The 15,873-nt window shown below is 73.5% G+C and carries 15 protein-coding genes; 7 read left to right on the top strand and 8 right to left on the bottom strand.

Going from position 1 to position 15,873, the window contains the following annotated elements:
* Positions 1–10 precede the first annotated feature (10 nt).
* On the top strand, positions 11–1,387 hold the full coding sequence (locus ACFPCY_RS31010; protein ID WP_378261018.1) for a M20/M25/M40 family metallo-hydrolase: 1,377 nt from the start codon (positions 11–13) through the stop codon (positions 1,385–1,387).
* Positions 1,388–1,464: 77 nt separating this feature from the next.
* Here ACFPCY_RS31010 and ACFPCY_RS31005 read toward each other — a convergent pair whose 3' ends face one another.
* The 4 genes from ACFPCY_RS31005 to ACFPCY_RS30990 form a co-directional block, all read right to left on the bottom strand.
* On the bottom strand, positions 1,465–2,217 hold the full coding sequence (locus ACFPCY_RS31005; protein ID WP_378261016.1) for a sirohydrochlorin chelatase: 753 nt from the start codon (positions 2,215–2,217) through the stop codon (positions 1,465–1,467).
* Entirely contained in the window at positions 2,217–2,927 is a 711-nt protein-coding gene (locus tag ACFPCY_RS31000; RefSeq protein ID WP_378261014.1) for a phosphoadenylyl-sulfate reductase, read from the bottom strand. Before ACFPCY_RS31000 ends, ACFPCY_RS31005 begins: the two co-directional genes overlap by 1 nt.
* Positions 2,924–3,109, bottom strand: coding sequence for an Insertion element protein (locus ACFPCY_RS30995; RefSeq protein WP_378261012.1), 186 nt, complete (start codon positions 3,107–3,109; stop codon positions 2,924–2,926). Before ACFPCY_RS30995 ends, ACFPCY_RS31000 begins: the two co-directional genes overlap by 4 nt.
* A 100-nt stretch (positions 3,110–3,209) precedes the next feature.
* Positions 3,210–4,874, bottom strand: a complete 1,665-nt coding sequence (locus ACFPCY_RS30990) for a nitrite/sulfite reductase (RefSeq protein ID WP_378261010.1) — start codon at positions 4,872–4,874, stop codon at positions 3,210–3,212.
* A 574-nt stretch (positions 4,875–5,448) separates the two neighbouring features.
* Between ACFPCY_RS30990 and ACFPCY_RS30985 the strand changes: the two genes are divergently transcribed.
* The 3 genes from ACFPCY_RS30985 (at position 5,449) to ACFPCY_RS30975 (ending at position 8,296) form a co-directional block, all read left to right on the top strand.
* A complete protein-coding gene (locus tag ACFPCY_RS30985) occupies positions 5,449–6,438 on the top strand; it encodes a YihY/virulence factor BrkB family protein (RefSeq protein WP_378261008.1) in 990 nt (329 codons plus the stop codon).
* Between the two features lie 131 nt (positions 6,439–6,569).
* Positions 6,570–7,529 carry a phosphotriesterase family protein gene (locus tag ACFPCY_RS30980; RefSeq protein WP_378261006.1) on the top strand — a complete coding sequence of 320 codons (960 nt, stop codon included), beginning with the start codon at positions 6,570–6,572 and terminating at the stop codon, positions 7,527–7,529.
* Positions 7,530–7,612: 83 nt separating this feature from the next.
* On the top strand, positions 7,613–8,296 hold the full coding sequence (locus ACFPCY_RS30975; RefSeq protein WP_378261004.1) for a phosphoribosyltransferase: 684 nt from the start codon (positions 7,613–7,615) through the stop codon (positions 8,294–8,296).
* A 290-nt stretch (positions 8,297–8,586) separates the two neighbouring features.
* Here the strand turns inward: ACFPCY_RS30975 and ACFPCY_RS30970 are convergent, their stop codons facing one another.
* The 4 genes from ACFPCY_RS30970 to ACFPCY_RS30955 form a co-directional block, all read right to left on the bottom strand.
* Positions 8,587–8,883 (bottom strand): WhiB family transcriptional regulator, encoded by a 297-nt coding sequence (locus ACFPCY_RS30970; protein WP_081640018.1) that lies wholly within the window; start codon positions 8,881–8,883, stop codon positions 8,587–8,589.
* Positions 8,884–9,072: 189 nt separating this feature from the next.
* A complete protein-coding gene (locus tag ACFPCY_RS30965) occupies positions 9,073–9,906 on the bottom strand; it encodes a sucrase ferredoxin (RefSeq protein ID WP_378261002.1) in 834 nt (277 codons plus the stop codon).
* Positions 9,907–10,105: 199 nt separating this feature from the next.
* On the bottom strand, positions 10,106–11,653 hold the full coding sequence (locus ACFPCY_RS30960; protein ID WP_378261000.1) for a glycerol-3-phosphate dehydrogenase/oxidase: 1,548 nt from the start codon (positions 11,651–11,653) through the stop codon (positions 10,106–10,108).
* Positions 11,650–12,258 carry a TetR/AcrR family transcriptional regulator gene (locus tag ACFPCY_RS30955; protein WP_378260998.1) on the bottom strand — a complete coding sequence of 203 codons (609 nt, stop codon included), beginning with the start codon at positions 12,256–12,258 and terminating at the stop codon, positions 11,650–11,652. The genes ACFPCY_RS30960 and ACFPCY_RS30955 overlap by 4 nt, the downstream gene beginning before the upstream one ends.
* 64 nt (positions 12,259–12,322) lie before the next feature.
* Here ACFPCY_RS30955 and ACFPCY_RS30950 point away from each other — a divergent pair, with 64 nt between their 5' ends.
* The 3 genes from ACFPCY_RS30950 to ACFPCY_RS30940 all read left to right on the top strand — a co-directional run bounded on the left by ACFPCY_RS30950 (position 12,323) and on the right by ACFPCY_RS30940 (position 15,717).
* Positions 12,323–14,014, top strand: coding sequence for an FAD-binding oxidoreductase (locus ACFPCY_RS30950; protein WP_378261457.1), 1,692 nt, complete (start codon positions 12,323–12,325; stop codon positions 14,012–14,014).
* A gap of 6 nt (positions 14,015–14,020) precedes the next feature.
* Entirely contained in the window at positions 14,021–14,905 is an 885-nt protein-coding gene (locus ACFPCY_RS30945; RefSeq protein ID WP_378260996.1) for a diacylglycerol/lipid kinase family protein, read from the top strand.
* Positions 14,906–15,318: 413 nt separating this feature from the next.
* Positions 15,319–15,717 carry a YccF domain-containing protein gene (locus ACFPCY_RS30940; RefSeq protein WP_378260994.1) on the top strand — a complete coding sequence of 133 codons (399 nt, stop codon included), beginning with the start codon at positions 15,319–15,321 and terminating at the stop codon, positions 15,715–15,717.
* Positions 15,718–15,873: the final 156 nt, after the last annotated feature.

The following is a 15,873-nucleotide window of genomic DNA, read 5'->3' as shown; positions in this document are numbered from 1 at the left end:
GAGGACCGACTTGACGCACGCATCCGCCGAGGACCGCGCACCGGAGGACCGCGCAGCCGAGGACCTCGCACCCGAGGACCTCGCAGTCGAGGATTTCGCAGTCGCCGAGGAGGAGGTCGTCGGCCTCTGCCGCGACCTCATCCGCATCGACACCTCCAACCCGACCAGCGACGAGCGGAAGGCCGCCGAGTACGTCGCGGCGAAGCTGTCGGACGCCGGGATCGAGCCGGCGCTGCTGGAGTCGGCGCCCGGCCGCGCCGGCGTCGTCGCCCGCGTCCCCGGCGCGGACCCGTCGCGCGGCGCGCTGCTCCTGCACAGCCACCTGGACGTCGTCCCCGCCGACGCGTCCGAGTGGGCCGTGGACCCCTTCTCCGGCGAGATCATCGACGGCTACCTGTGGGGCCGCGGCGCGATCGACATGAAGGACACCGTCGCCGTCCACCTCGCGATGGCCCGCGAGTACGGCCGGACGGGCCGCCGCCCCGCCCGCGACCTGGTCTTCGCGTTCCTCGCCGACGAGGAGGCGGGCGGCACGTACGGCAGCAAGTGGATCGCCGACAAGCACCGCCACCTGTTCGACGGCGTGACCGAGGCGATCGGCGAGGGCGGCGGGTTCTCCTACCCGCTGGACGACACCCGCCGCCTCTACCCGATCGAGAACGCGCAGCGCGGCCAGGCGTGGCTGCGGCTCACCGCGCGCGGGCGCGCCGGGCACGGCTCCTCGCCGAACGACGAGAACGCCGTCACCGCCCTCGCCGACACGCTGTCCCGCATCGGCCACCACCGGTTCCCGATCCACCTGATCGACTCGGTGCGCGCCCTGCTGGAGCGGGTCGCCGAGCTGCGCGGCGTCGCGTTCGACCCGGCCGACGTCGAGGGCTCGCTCGACCGCCTCGGCCCGGACGTCCGGGACCTGGTCGAGGTCGTCCTCCGCAACTCGGCGAACCCGACGATGATGGAGGCCGGATACCAGATCAACGTCATCCCCGGCCGCGCGTCCGCCGGGATCGACGGCCGCTTCCTCCCCGGCCAGGAGGACGCCTTCCTCGCCGAGCTCGACACGCTGCTCGACCCGGCCGTCTCCCGCGAGTTCGTCCACCGCGACATCGCCATGGAGACCGCCTACGACGGGCGGCTCGTCGCGGCGATGGAGGACGCGCTGCGCGCCGAGGACCCGGACGGCCACCCGACGCCCTACTGCAACCCCGGCGGCACCGACGCCAAGGCGTTCTCGCGCCTCGGCATCCGCTGCTACGGGTTCAAGGGCCTGCGGATGCCGCACGACCTCGACTACGGCCGCCTGTTCCACGGGGTGGACGAGCGCGTCCCGGTGGACGGCCTGACGTTCGGGGTCCGCGTCCACCGGCGGCTGCTCGCCGCCTGCTGAGAGAGCCGCGCGGACGGCCGCGGCGGCGGTCCACCATCAGACCGCCGCGGCCGTCCGCGCTCACAGGCGGTCGGCGGTCAGACGGCGGCGGCGAGGCCGAGGCGGACGTCCATCAGCGTCCGCTCGTAGCGGTGGACGACCAGCTCGGCGACCTCGGGGGCGTCGCCGAGCGGGGGCGAGACGGCCGCCGCGCCCGCCGCGAGCGCCTCGTCCCGGACCTTGTCGGTGAAGAACCCGGGCGCGAGGAAGTAGGACGCCACGACGACGCGCGGCGCGCCCGCGTCCCGCAGCGCCGCGACCGCGTCGCCCGGCGCCGGACGCGTCGCCGACGCGTACGCGGCCACGACGCCGCGCCAGCCGCGCCGCCGCCAGCGCCGCGCCAGGCCCGCGATCGTCGCGTTGGCGGTCGGGTCGCTCGACCCGGCCGCGGTCAGCACGACGGCCGTGCCCGGATCGCCGATCTCGACGTCCACCTCGCGCAGCCGCCGCTCCAGCGCCGCCGTGAGCAGCGGGTGCGGGCCGAGCGTCCGGGCCGTCCGCAGGTCGAGCCGGGTGTCGGCGGCGCGGAGCACGGCCGGGATGTCGTGCTTGGAGTGGTACGCGGCGGTCAACAGCAGCGGCAGCACGACCGCCGAGGTCGCGCCCGCGTCGGCCAGGCCGTCCAGCACCGGGCCGGGCGCGGGCGGGCAGTGGTCCAGGAACGAGGTGTGCACGGGCACGTCGGGGCGCAGCGCGCGCACCGCGTCCATCAGCCGCGCGACCGTCGCGGCGGCGCGCGGGTCCCGCGACCCGTGCGCCACCGCGACCAGCGGCGTCTCGCCGGACGTCATCAGAGGTGGATCCCGCACTCGGTCTTGCCGGTCCCGGCCCAGCGGCCGCTGCGCGGGTCCTCGCCCGGCGCGACCGGCCGGGTGCAGGGCTCGCAGCCGATGGACGGGTAGCCGTCGTGGTGCAGCGGGTTGACGATGATCCCGTTGTCCTCGATGTAGCCGTCCATCTCCTCCTGCGTCCAGTCCAGGATCGGGTTCACCTTGACCATGCCCCGCCGCCGGTCCCACTCCACGACCCGGCGGTCCCGGCGCGAGGCCGTCTCGTCCCGGCGGATGCCGCTGAACCAGGCCATGTAGCCCTCCAGCGCGCGGCCGAGCGGCTCGACCTTGCGCAGGTGGCAGCAGAGGTCGGGGTTGCGGCCGTACAGCCGCGGCCCGAGCGCCGCCTCCTGCTCGGCGACCGTCCGGGACGGCTCGACGTTGATCACGTTCACCGGGTACACGGCCTCCACCGCGTCCCGGGTGCCGATGGTCTCGGCGAAGTGGTAACCGGTGTCCACGAACAGCACGTCGATGCCCGGCTTCACCTTCGACACCAGGTGGATCAGCGCGGCGTCGGACATCGAGGACGTCAGGCAGATCCGGTCCCCGAACGTCGCCGCCGCCCACCGGATGACCTCCAGGGCGGGCGCGCCGGCGAGCGCGGCGGCGGCGGATTCGACGATGTCCTCGAGATCGAGTGTCGGTCTGTCGGTCTCCAGCAGCGTCACCGGTGTGACTCCTCGGTCTCCGGCCGGGGCGCTCCGGCCTCCCGGGGCCGTCCGACCCCGAGGAACTTCAACTGGAAGGAGCGGACGCAGTCACGGCAGAACCACGCCCCCTCCCCGTCGCGCGGTTCGAGCCGCTCCTCGCCGCAGTACGGGCAGTAGAACGGCGCCGCGCGCTCGCTCATGCCGCCTCCAGCACGGAGGCGCTCACGCTCACGCTCGGGCTCACGCTCACGCGGGCGCTCACGCTCGCGTCCGCGCGGGCGCTGGTCGTCGCGGGGGCGGTCATTTGAGGTCCGCCTCGTCCGCGCGGTGGACCCACTGCGCGAAGGTCTCGCCGTCCGCGCGCTGCGCGTCGTAGTTCCGGACGACCCGCTCCACGTAGTCGGTCAGCCCGGCGGACGTGGTCTTCAGCCCGCGCACCTTCTTGCCGAACGACTGCCCGAGCGCGCCGCCGAGGTGGATCTGGAAGCCCTCCACCTGGTCGCCGTTCTCGTCCACGACGAGCTGGCCCTTGAGCCCGATGTCGGCGACCTGGATCCGCGCGCAGGCGTTCGGGCAGCCGTTGACGTTGATCGTGAGCGGCTGCTCGAAGTCCGGCAGCCGCTTCTCGAGTTCGTCGATGAGGTCCATCGCGCGCTGCTTGGTCTCGACGATGGCGAGCTTGCAGTACTCGATGCCGGTGCAGGCCATCGTCTGCCGCCGGAACGTGGACGGCCCGACCTGCAGGTCGTGCCGGGCCAGCTCGTCCGCGAGGGCCTCGGTGCGCTCCTGCGGGACGTCCAGGATGACCATCTTCTGCTCGGCCGTCGTCCGCACCCGACCGGAGCCGTACTTCTCCGCCAGGTCGGCGATCACGCCGAGCAGCTCGCCGTTCACGCGGCCCACGCGCGGCGCGAAGCCGACGTAGTAGTTGCCGTCGTTCTGCGGGTGGACGCCCACGTGGTCGCGGCGGGGGAGCGGGGCGGCGGGCTCCGGGCCGTCCGGCAGCGCGTAGCCGAGGTACTCGTTCTCCAGCACCTCGCGGAACTTCGCCACGCCCCAGTCGGACACCAGGAACTTCAGGCGGGCGCGGTGCCGCAGCCGCCGGTAGCCGTAGTCCCGGAAGATCGAGACGACGCCCTTCCAGACCTCGTGGCCCTGCTCCGGCCGGACGAACACGCCGAGGCTCTGCGCGAACATCGGGTTCGTGGACAGCCCGCCGCCGACGAACACCTGGTAGCCCGCCTCGCCGTCCTCGTTCACGACGCCGACGAACGCCACGTCGTTGATCTCGTGCACGGTGCAGTGCGCCGTGCAGCCGGAGAACGCCGTCTTGAACTTGCGCGGCAGGTTCGAGAACTCCGGCGACCCGATGTACCGGTCGTGCACCTCGCGCAGCAGCGGGGTCGCGTCGATCACCTCGTCCGCCGCGATCCCGGCCAGCGGACAGCCGATCATCACGCGGGGGGTGTCGCCGCAGGCCTCGGTCGTGTGCAGCCCGACGGCCTCCAGCGCCTCCCAGATCGCGGGCACGTCCTCGATCCGGATCCAGTGGTACTGGACGTTCTGCCGGTCGGTGATGTCGGCGGTGCCGCGCGCGTACCGCGTCGCGATGTCGGCGATCGTGCGGAGCTGCGGGCCGTCGAGCTGGCCGCCGTCGATCCGCACCCGCATCATGAAGTAGCGGTCGTCGAGCTCCTCGTCCGGGAGCGAGCCGGTCTTGCCGCCGTCGATGCCGGGCTTGCGCTGCGTGTACAGCCCGTACCAGCGGAACCGGCCGCGCAGGTCGGCCGGGTCGATGGAGTCGAAGCCGGCCTTGGAGTAGATCTCGATGATCCGGTCGCGGACGTTCAGCCCGTCGTCGTTCTTCTTGTTCTCTTCGTTCTTGTTGAGGGGCTCGCGGTAGCCGAGGGCCCACTGGCCCTCGCCCCGCTTGGGTCTGGCGGTGGAGGTGGTCGCAGATGGCACGGCGCGTCCTTGGGATGGGCAAGGGGACGCGGACGCACCGGCGGCAGGAAGACGGCCGGCTCGACGCTGAGCGGAAGGTCGGTTCGGGGCGACGCCGATGCGCCACGCGCCCGCGGTTCGACAGTTCGGCTACGGCAGGGGCGTGGACTGGGCGTCACCGACAGATAGCGCTGCGGACCCGCTGGAAGTCGACGTGCCGGCGCATGACCAGCAGCGGATCCACGGTAGGCATGCTTGAACTCTGACACGCGCCGTAGCGACCTGTCCAGTTCCGTCCGGCATGCGGACAGGTGACCTGGGTCATCCCGGCCCCGCCCCGCCACCCTTCCGGACGCGCCCCGGACGCGCCCCGGACGCGCCCCGGACGGAAACGATCATGGGCCGGACGGGCTTCCCCGCCGTCGAATCGGGGGCGCGACGCGCCGAGTGGATCACGGAAATGGGTGCGGGGGGCATGTTCCGGACGGGTGACGCTCTACGGTGGAGGGCGGTGAGCATGCACAGGACGCCTGGACCGGGACAATCGGACACGTCCGAGGGTGCGGGGGCGGTTTCGGAGGGAACGAGCCAGAACGTGTCCGAATTCGAGTCGGTTCCGGCGTCGGTGCCGCATCCGCGCGCCGGGAGCGAGCTCGCCCCGGACGCCCCGCGGAGTCCCTGGACCGCCCGGCTGCGGACGGCCCTCGCCACCGCGTGGATCCTCGTGCGCGGCACGGTCGTCGCCGCGTTCCGGTACCGGGTGACCGGCCTGGCGGCCGAGGCGGCGTTCTTCGCGCTGCTCTCGCTGCCGCCGCTCGTGATCGGGCTGGTCGGCATGATGGGCCACCTCAAGGGCCTGCTCGGCGCGGACACCGTCGTCGAGATCCGCACCTGGACGATCCAGCGCGCCGGGAACGTGCTCACCGAGCCCGCCGTGAAAGGCCTGGTCGTGCCGCTGCTCGACGACGTGATCCGGGGCGGCCGTCCGGACGTGGTGTCGGTCAGCTTCCTGATCTCGCTGTGGGCCGGGTCGCGCGCCACCAACGTGTACGTCGACACGATCACGATCACCTACGGACTGTCCGGGGTGCGCGGCGTGATCCGCACCCGGACCCGCGCGTTCTTCCTCTACCTGCTCGGCCTGGTGCTGCTGTCGGCCGTGATCCCGCTGCTCGTCGCGGGGCCCGCGCTCGCCCGGCAGGCCGTCCCGGAGAGCTCCGGCGTCGTGGAGATCTTCTACTGGCCGTTCGTGGTGACCATCTCGGTGGTCTTCCTCGCCCTGCTGTACCACCACAGCATCCCGGTGCGGACGGCCTGGTGGCGCGAGCTGCCCGGCGCGGTCGTCGCGCTGCTGATCTGGATCGTCGGCAGCTTCCTGCTGCGCTTCTACCTCGCCGGGTCGCTGCGCGGGATCTCGGTGTACGGGTCGCTCGCGGCGTCCATCGCGGTGCTGGGCTGGCTGTACGTCGCCGCCCTGGCCGTCCTGCTGGGCGCGGCGCTCAACAGCGAGATCGACCGCCGCTGGCCGAGCGCCGGGACCCTCCAGGCCCGCCGCCGCGCCACCGACCCGCCCGACCGTCCCTGACCGAGCCGCCAAGTCCCCCGGACACCGGTGGGACGGCGGGTTTCGGCGTGCGCCGATGTGACGAACCGGCGGGTAAAGAATCCCCAGCGTTCCGGCGGGAAACCGTCAAGTATGTCGTAACCTCGCCAGGTATGGCCCCCAGTGAGCAGGCCGGGCGGTTGCGCACCGTCACCGGCGCCCTCGACGCGTCCTCCGTCAGCGGTCCCGTGCTCGCGCACGAGCACCTCCAGCTCGACCTGCGCTGGCCGGCGCACCCCGCCCAGCTCGACTCCGACCCCCGCCGCTGGCTGGACGAGGAGAAGGCCGTCACCGCCGAGCTGGCCGCGCTGCGCGCCGAGCACGGCGTCGGCCTCGTGGTCGACCTCACCTGCTCGGGCGTCGGCCGCAACGCCGCCGCGCTGTCCCGGATGGCGGCGGGCTCCCGGGTCGCCGTGGTCGCCGCCACCGGCCTGTTCGCCGGACCGTTCCACCCGTCCTACGTGGACGGCGCGGACGAGGTGAGGCTCGCCGAGCGGCTGCTCGCCGAGATCGGGTTCGGCCTGGACGGCACCAGCGCGCTGCCCGGCGTGATCGGCGAGGTCGGCGCGTGGGGCGAGGTCCCCACCGCCGCCGAGGAGCGCTGCCTGCGCGCCGCCGCCCGCGCGGCCGAGTACTCGGGCCTGTCGGTCGCCGCGCACGGCCGTCCCGGCCTGGCGCTGCTGGAGGTGCTGACGGCCGCCGGGCTCGCCCCGGAGCGCGTCGCGGTGACCCGCCAGGACCTGTCCGACGACCCCGCCGCGCTCCGCAAGATCGCCGAGAACGGCGCGTACGTCTCCTTCAGCATGCTGCCGTTCGACCCGGACGCCGCCACGCCGTCGCTGGAGGCCCGCATCCGGCCCGTCCTGGATCTGCTGGACGCCGGGCACGCCGACCGCGTCATGCTCGCCACCGGCGTCACCCGGATGACCCAGGTGACCCGCTACGACGGCCCCGGCTACGCGCACCTGTTCAACACCGTCGTGCCGGCCCTGCGCGCGGCGGGCGCCGACGACGCCACCCTCGACCAGATCCTGCGCGCGAACCCTCTCGCCTGGCTCACGACGACGCCCTGACGCCCGCCCCGTAAGGTCCACGAAGTTCGGGCCAGGGCGACCCGAGCCGGGGAGCGGCGGCGGATCTAAGCTTGAGTCTCGCCGTGAGCTTCCTGGGGGAGGACGTCATGTCGCCCGTGAAGTTGCCGTTCGCGGACCGTGGTGAGGCCGGGCGGGTCCTCGCCGAGCGGCTCGTGCCGTTGGAGCTGGACAAGCCGGTGGTGCTCGCGCTGCCGAGGGGCGGCGTCCCGGTCGGGTACGAGGTCGCCCGCCGGCTCGGCGGCAGCCTGGACGTCCTGGTCACGCGCAAGATCGGCTATCCGCCGCAGCCCGAGCTGGGCGTGGGCGCGATCGCCGAGGGCGGGGATCCCGTGCTCGACGCGGGCCTGCTGTCCCGGCTGCGGCTGGGCCGGGCCGACCTCGCCGCGACCGTGGCCGCCGAGCGCGCCGAGCTGGGCCGCCGCGTGCGCGCCTACCGGGGCGACCGCCCGCTGCCGACCACCGAGGGCCGCTCGGTCGTCGTGGTGGACGACGGCCTGGCCACCGGCGGGACGGCCCGGGCGGCGCTCGCCGCGGTGCGGGCCCGCAGGCCGGACCGGCTGCTGCTGGCGGTGCCCGTCGGGGCGTCCGCGACGGTGCGGGAGCTGAGCGACGAGGCCGACGCGGTGGTGGCCGTCGCGGCGCCCCGGGTGTTCCGGGCGGTGGGCCAGTGGTACGAGGATTTCGAACAGCTCGGCGACGACGATGTCGTCCGGTTGCTGGAACTCGCCGGAACGCACCGCTGGTAGCCGCGGACCGGCGGTAGTTCGGAGTCGGAAACATCCGTGCGGGTCACCGGCCGGAACCACCCGCGGACGGATCCGAGAGGATCATGGACATGGCCCGGCGGTACTAGTCCGAAAATGGTCCCGCGCGTTTTCTGAATAGTCCGCGCGCCACCGTTCGGATGCGGTACCGGAATGGCGAAGGGCGGACACGCCGACGGCCCCGCCGGAGCGGGGCCGTTGCGTTTAGGTGGCGTGCCGGGGGCTTGCCGTCGGCGACCTTCCGGCACCTTGCCGGAAGGAAGGGGCAATGCCTAGGCGGCGTTGGCGCGGCGCATGCGACGGCGGCGCTCGGAGGCGCGCTCGTCCTCGTTCAGGCCGCCCCAGGTCCCGTACTTCTCGGGCCGGGAGACGGCGTAGTCAAGGCACTCGCTGCGGACCGGGCAGCCCATGCAGATCTGCTTGGCCTTGCGCTCGCGGATCTCGCGTTCGGGCTGGCGCTCGCCGTCGGGGCCGAAGAAGAGCACCAGGTCTTCCCCCCGGCACGCCGCGGCGTCCTGCCAGCCCCACGAGGGACGAGGGAGGTTTGCCTGCCGACGTACCTGAGCCATGGAACACCCACCTTGGTTGTTTTTACTGAGCAATTTCAGGACATGGACGCTCGACGTGCCTCAGCCGCTAGCGTCCGAAGCGCCGAATGGTCCAACGTCTGGAGTTGCCGCTCTTGTTCCCCGCCCGGATCACCGGGTCCGTGGGGTCGAGACGACGGGAGACCCTCGAATAATGGGGCCTCGGAGAGATTACACGAGGGCCGCCTCGTTGAGAAGGGTGAGGTCGGTAACAAGGTGGGTCTGGAGTCTCTCCCGGCACTCCGGACCGCACCCGCCGGGCTCTTCGGCCCGTTCCACGACCACTCGGTAACGCTTCCCTCCGGCGGACACCACCGCGGTGTGGGGAGAGGCCCCCGAGAGGGTCTCGACGGTCACGCCCGCCACGTCCAGTACGCCGGTCCGCGTCCGGACGGCGTGCTCGGCGGCCTGGGCGGGCTCGGGCGTTCCGGCCCGTCCGCGCAGGTTGTCGAGCACGACCTCGCCGTTCAGATAAGCGGAGACGGCGGTCTCAGCCTCGTCCGGGCCGAGGTTCCCGTAATAGACCGCATGCGGAAGGCACACGAGGTTCGCCGCATATCGATCACCTCCGACATGGGTGGTCTCCCATACGAGGGCGCCGAAACGTGATGCGAGTCGCCGTGCCAGGGGGGCTCCGGTCCGGGCGCAGCAGGCGTTGCGCCGCCCGTGCGTGCACACGAGCAGGACGGGTTCCTCGACGGACTCGCCCCAGCCGGGACGCCGTCCGGCGGCGAGGGCGGCGAAGTCGATCTCGGCGAGCTGCCCGTGGTCGTCCAGCTCGCGCGTCTCGATCCAGACGTCCGACCCGTAGGACCAGCCGATATAGACGCGGACGGGCGGAGTGGCCCGGCGGCCCCGCCCGGGCCGGCGGATGAGCTGGGGCCGGACGCCCGCGGCCGGCGCGGCGCCGATCGCGTCCACGAGGCCCTGCGGTCCGGTGATCTCCTCGACCCGCTCGGGCCAGGGCCCGGGGTGCTCGACGAGCAGCCAGGCCCGTGGCTTCACCGTGGCGCTCGCCAGGCACGACCGCCCGGGAGTGTGGCTCCCCGGACAGTGCCCGCAACTGCTGTGGCGCGCCACGCGAGGCCTCCCGTCATCCCGGATGTGAATTAGGTTAGGTTAACCTCACATCCTGCCACGATGCCACTGCGGGTGACTCACCTCATACCCGGTTCGATCTTGCTCGATTCCCCGGCTTCACCTGCTAGGGGACGGTCGTCCCCGCCGCGGCGAGGAGGGCCTCGGCCGCGGGCAGGGCGGCGGCGCGGTCGGCCGCGACGAGGCCGACGCGGGTCCGGCGGTCCAGGAGATCGGACGCGTCGAGCGCGCCCTCGTGGCGGACGGCCCAGGCGAGTTCGGCCCGCAGCACGGGCGAGCCCGGCGCGACCGGTTCCAGGAGCGAGGGGTCGTCCCGGCCGAGCGCGGCCAGAAGCGGCGCCTCGGTGCCGTACCGCTGGACGAGCCGTCGAGGCGCGTCGAGCCGTGCGAGGTCATCGGGACGAGCCGCCCCCACCAGCGGGACGCGGGACGTCCTGGACGGCCCGGCGGTCAGGCGCCCGCCCGCCAGGACGGCGTCCACGGCGTCCTCGGCCATGCGGCGGTAGGTGGTCAGCTTGCCGCCCACGATGGTGACGATCCCGTCCGGCGAGGTGAGGACGGCGTGGCGGCGCGAGATGTCGGCGGTGGAGCCGTGCGCGTCGTCCAGCAGAGGGCGCAGCCCGGCGAACGCGCCGAGCACGTCCGCGCGCCGGACGGGCACGTCGAGCGCGGAGTCCAGGATGTCGAGCAGGAAGCCGATCTCGGCGGGCGCCGGCTCCGGCACGTCCGGGATCGGGCCGTCGGCGGGCTCGTCGGTGAGGCCGACGTAGACCCGTCCGTCGCCCTGCGGGATGACCAGGACGAACCGGTTGGTCTCGCCCGGAATCGGGATGTGCAGCCCGGCGCCGAGCCCGCCGAGGGCCTCCGCGCGGACGACCAGGTGCGTCCCGCGCGAGGGGCGCAGCCGGACGCCGTCCACCAGCCCGCCCGCCCAGACCCCGGCCGCGTTGATCACGGTGCGGGCGCGCAGGGTGATCTCGCGGCCGGTCGACTCGTCGCGCGCCTGCGCGCCCGAGCCGTCCAGGCGCAGCGCCCGGACGCGGGTGAGGATCCGCGCGCCGTGCGCGGCGGCGGTCCGCGCGATCGCGGTGACCAGGCGCGCGTCGTCGGCGAGCTGGCCGTCCCAGGAGAGGAGCCCGCCGCGCAGCCCGTACGGGCGAAGCGCCGGAGCGAGGCGCAGCGTCTCCACCGACGACAGGCGGCGCGGCCCGGGCAGGAGCGCGCGCGGCGTGCGGGCGGCGACGCGGAGCGCGTCCCCGGCCTGCAATCCGGTGCGCACGAGCGCGGCCTGGGAACGCGACACGAGCGGGGTGAGCGGCATCACGAACGGCAGCGCGCGCACCAGGTGCGGCGCGGTGCGCGCCATGAGCACGCCGCGCTCGACGGCGCTCTCGTGCGCGACGTCCACCTGCCCGGACGCCAGGTAGCGCAGCCCGCCGTGGACGAGCTTGGAACTCCAGCGGGACGTCCCGAAGGCCAGGTCGCGCGCGTCGATCGCGGCCACCGAGAGCCCGCGCGACGCGGCGTCCAGCGCCACGCCCGCGCCGGTCGCGCCGAGGCCGACGACCAGCACGTCCACGACCTCGCCGACGGCCAGCGCGTCCAGCTCGCGGGCGCGCCGCGCGGCGTTCAAGGATGACCTGACGGGCGTCATGGCGCGAGGGTCCTCTCCAGGATGGTGCGAAGCTCGGCGTCGAAAGCCTCGTAGGTGAGCGCCGGATCGTCCGGAACGGCGACCGTCCGCCCGGACAGCGCGAACGACTGGACGACCAGCAGCAGCGCCCGGGCCTGCCGGGCGGGGTCGTCCCGGCGGATCGAGCCGTCCGCGTGCCCGGCGGCCAGCGCCTCCTCGAAGATCTCCAGGAACGCGCTCTGGCTGGCGCCGAGCCGGTCCAGCAGGTACGGCAGCAGCAGCTCGGGATCAACGTCGAGGATCTTGCGCATCAGCGGATGCGCCCGCAGCTCCGCGACCCCGCTGACCAGCCCGTCCACCAGCATCTCCCGCACCGGCCCGGCGCTCCCGCCGTCGCCGGTGTGGGGGCGGACGGCGGTGGCGACGGCGGTCCACTCGCGCGTCATCAGGTCCGCGACGATGGTCCGCACGTCCGGCCAGCGGCGGTACAGGGTCATCCGGGAGACCCCGGCGCGGCGGGCGATGTCGGTGAGGGTGGTGCGGCGCACGCCGACCGCGAGGACGCAGTCGCGCGCCGCGTCCAGCACCGCCTGCTCGTCCCTCTTGTTGTGACGATTCGACGTCATGTGTCACAGTGTAAGCACGTACGGACGTGCCGAGCCACTTGGAGGAGCGGTGGGAACCGGGGACATGCTGTGGAGCGGCTGGGGCGATCCGTCCCGGGCCACGCCCCTGCCCGAGCCCGTCGTCGGGCTGCTGCGGGAGCTGCTGGGCGTGAAGCCGGCCGAGGCCGCGCCGCTCGCCCTGGACGAGATCATCCCCCCCGGGCCGAGGCTCTCCGACACCGCTCTCGCCGCGCTCGGCGACGCGGTGGGGGAGGAGCACGTGCGCACCGACGCGGAGGCCCGCGTCCGGCACACCCGCGGCAAGTCCACGCCCGACCTGCTGCGCATCCGCGCGGGCCAGGCGGACGACGCGCCCGACGCCGTCGTCCTGCCCGCCTCGCACGACGAGGTGCTGGCCGTCCTGCGGGCCTGCGCCGAACACCGCGTCGCCGTCGTCCCGTTCGGCGGCGGCACGTCCGTCGTCGGCGGTCTCGCGCCCACCGGCATCGCGCGGCCGGACGACGGCTCGACCGGTTTCAGCGCTTTCATCTCGCTCGACCTGCGACGCCTGGACGCGCTCGTCGAACTGGACGAGGTGTCCCGGACGGCCGTGTTCCAGCCGGGCCTGCGCGCGCCGCGGGCCGAGGAGCTGCTGCGCGAGCGCGGGTACACGCTCGGCCACTTCCCGCAGTCGTTCGAGTGGGCGACGATCGGCGGGTTCGCGGCGGCCCGGTCCAGCGGCCAGGCGTCCGCCGGCTACGGACGGTTCGACGAGATGGTCGTCGGCCTCACCGTCGCGACGCCCGCCGGGACGCTCGACCTCGGCCGCGCGCCGAAGTCCGCCGCCGGACCCGACCTGCGGCAGCTCGTCCTCGGCTCGGAGGGCGCGTTCGGCGTCATCACGTCCGTCCGGGTGCGGATCCGGCCCGTCCCGGACGCGCGCGCGTACGAGGGCTGGCGCTTCCCGGACTTCGCGTCCGGCTCCACGGCGCTGCGCGCCCTCGCGCAGGACGGCCCTCTGCCGACCGTCCTCCGCCTCTCCGACGAGACGGAGACGATGATCGGCCTGGCCGACCCGTCCGGCGTCGGCGCCGGCCTCTCGGACGCGGCGGGCTGCCTCGTCGTCCTCGGCCTCGAAGGCATCCCGGACGAGATCGAGGCGCGCCGCGCGAAGATCCGCGACGTGCTCTCCGGCCTCGGCGGCGAGCCGCTCGGCGCGGAGCCCGGCGAGAAGTGGGAGCACGGCCGCTTCAACGCCCCCTACCTGCGCGACGCGCTGCTCGACGTCGGCGCGTTCGCCGAGACGCTGGAGACGGCCGGGTTCTGGTCCGACCTGCCCGCGCTGTACGCGGGCGTGAAGGGCGCGATCACCGGCACGCTCGCCGCGAACGGGACGCCGCCGCTGGTCATGTGCCACATCTCGCACGTCTACCCGTCCGGCGCGTCGCTGTACTTCACCGTCGTCTCGGCGCAGGGCGAGGACGCCGTCGCGCACTGGGAGAAGGCCAAGCACGCGGCGAACGACGCGATCCTCGCGGCGGGCGGGACGATCAGCCACCACCACGGCGTCGGCACCGACCACCGCGACTGGTACGCCCGCGAGACCGGCCCGCTCGGCGTCGCCGCGCTGCGGGCGGTGAAGTCCGCGCTGGACCCGGCCGGGATCCTGAACCCCGGCATCCTGCTCCGCCCCGAACCGGACCACGAGTCCCGCCGGGGGGTGCGGGGGAACGCCCCGGCGCGACAGAATCAGCTCCCCCCGGCCGCCGAGGAGTAGCCCGCCATGACCCCCCGTGTGTTCACCGCCGTCGTCAACCCGACGGCGGGCGGCTCGGCCTCCGCGGCGACGCTGATCCCGCTCGCCCGCGCGCTGCGCGAGGCGGGGGCCGAGCTGGTCGTGGAGTACAGCCGCGGCCTGGAGCACGCCACCGCCCTCGCGCGCGGCGCGGCCGACGCCGGGCACGTGGTCCTCGGCGTCGGCGGGGACGGCATGGTCGGCACCGTCGGCGGCGCGCTCGCCGGCACGGACGCGGTGCTCGGGATCGTCCCGGCGGGGCGCGGCAACGACTTCGCCCGGCAGCTCGGGATCCCGTCCGAGCCGTCCGCGCTGGCCGAGCTGCTGCTGCGCGGGGAGCCGCGCGCGGTGGACGCGATCGAGGCGAACGGCGTGCCCGTGCTCGGCAGCGTCTACGCGGGCGTGGACGCGGTCGCGAACCTCAACGCGAACCGCTCGCGCTGGCTGCGCGGCTCGGCGTCCTACTACGTGGGCGCGCTGCGCGCCGTCGCTGCGTGGAAGCCCGCCCGCTACCGCGTCACCGTGGACGGCGCGGAGCACCGCTTCCGCGGCTACACGGTCGTCGCGGCCAACTCCGGCTACTACGGCTTCGGCCGCCACGTCGCCCCGGACGCCTCGGTCGACGACGGCCTGCTCGACGTGGTCGTGGTCAAGCACGGCCCGAAGCCGCTGTTCTTCGCGGTGATGCGCGAGCTCGCGGACGGCTCGCACGTCCGCCGCGACCAGGTCGAGGTGCTGCGCGGACGCGAGGTCCGCATCGAGCTGGACGACCCGGACCGCGTCCTGCCCTACGGCGCGGACGGCGAACTGCCCGGCGAGCTTCCCGTCACCGCGCGCGTCCTGCCCGGCGCCCTCCGCGTCCTCGCTCCGTAGGGATCTCGTCCGGTAGGGATCTCGCCCCGGAGGAATCTCGTCCGGCCAGGGTTGGGGCGGGTCGCACGCCGGGTATCAGGGCACTGACCTGGAGTTTCGAGATTTGCCTCCGAAATTTGGGCGGGTTTACAGGAACATTACGGACGTGCCACTAGTGTTCTTAGTGCGTCCCGGTTCAACTGGGACCAGGGCCGTCTGTGGAGGCATCATGAGAAGGCGACTCGTCGCCGTTCTGGGGGGACTCATGATGGCCGCAGGCGCCCTCGCCGTGGTGGCGCCGGTGTCCATGGGGGTGGCACCGGCGCCCGCCGCGACGGAGGGCACCCGGCCGATCCCCATCAGAAGCGTGACCTGACCGACCCGTCCGGTTCGACGTCAGCGGTCGAACACACGGAAGGCTTAGGGTTGGTTCCGTGCGCACCCTCCTGAACATCGTCTGGCTCGTGTTCGCCGGTTTCTGGATGGCGCTCGGTTACGCCGTCGCCGGGATCATCTGCTGCATCCTCATCATCACGATCCCGTTCGGGATCGCCTCGTTCCGGATCGCGATGTTCGCCCTGTGGCCGTTCGGCCAGAAGGTCGTGAAGCGCTCCGACGCGGGCACCGGCTCGTGCGTCGGCAATGCGATCTGGCTGGTCTTCGCCGGGATCTGGCTCGCCATCGGGCACATCGTGACGGGCATCGCGCTCTGCATCACGATCATCGGGATCCCGTTCGGCATCGCGAACTTCAAGCTCGTCCCGATCTCGCTGACGCCGCTCGGCCGCGAGATCGTCCCCGCCGACGACCCGCGCTCCTTCACGGTCGTCTGACCGCCGGCCGTCCGATCCGTCCGGTCCGGGGCGATCGATCCCCTGTGACCTAGGTCACAGCAAGGCATCGCTCCCGCATCGGGACGGTATCCGGTTCATCTGGTCGGCCAAGTTCTCGCTCAACTGGCCCGCACCGGCCACCTCCTTAGGGCATCG

The organism is Actinomadura gamaensis, assembly GCF_042652125.1.
Lineage (GTDB): Bacteria > Actinomycetota > Actinomycetes > Streptosporangiales > Streptosporangiaceae > Spirillospora > Spirillospora gamaensis.
Note: the sequence above shows the minus strand (reverse complement) of the source record. Positions and strands in the feature narration are given on the sequence as shown.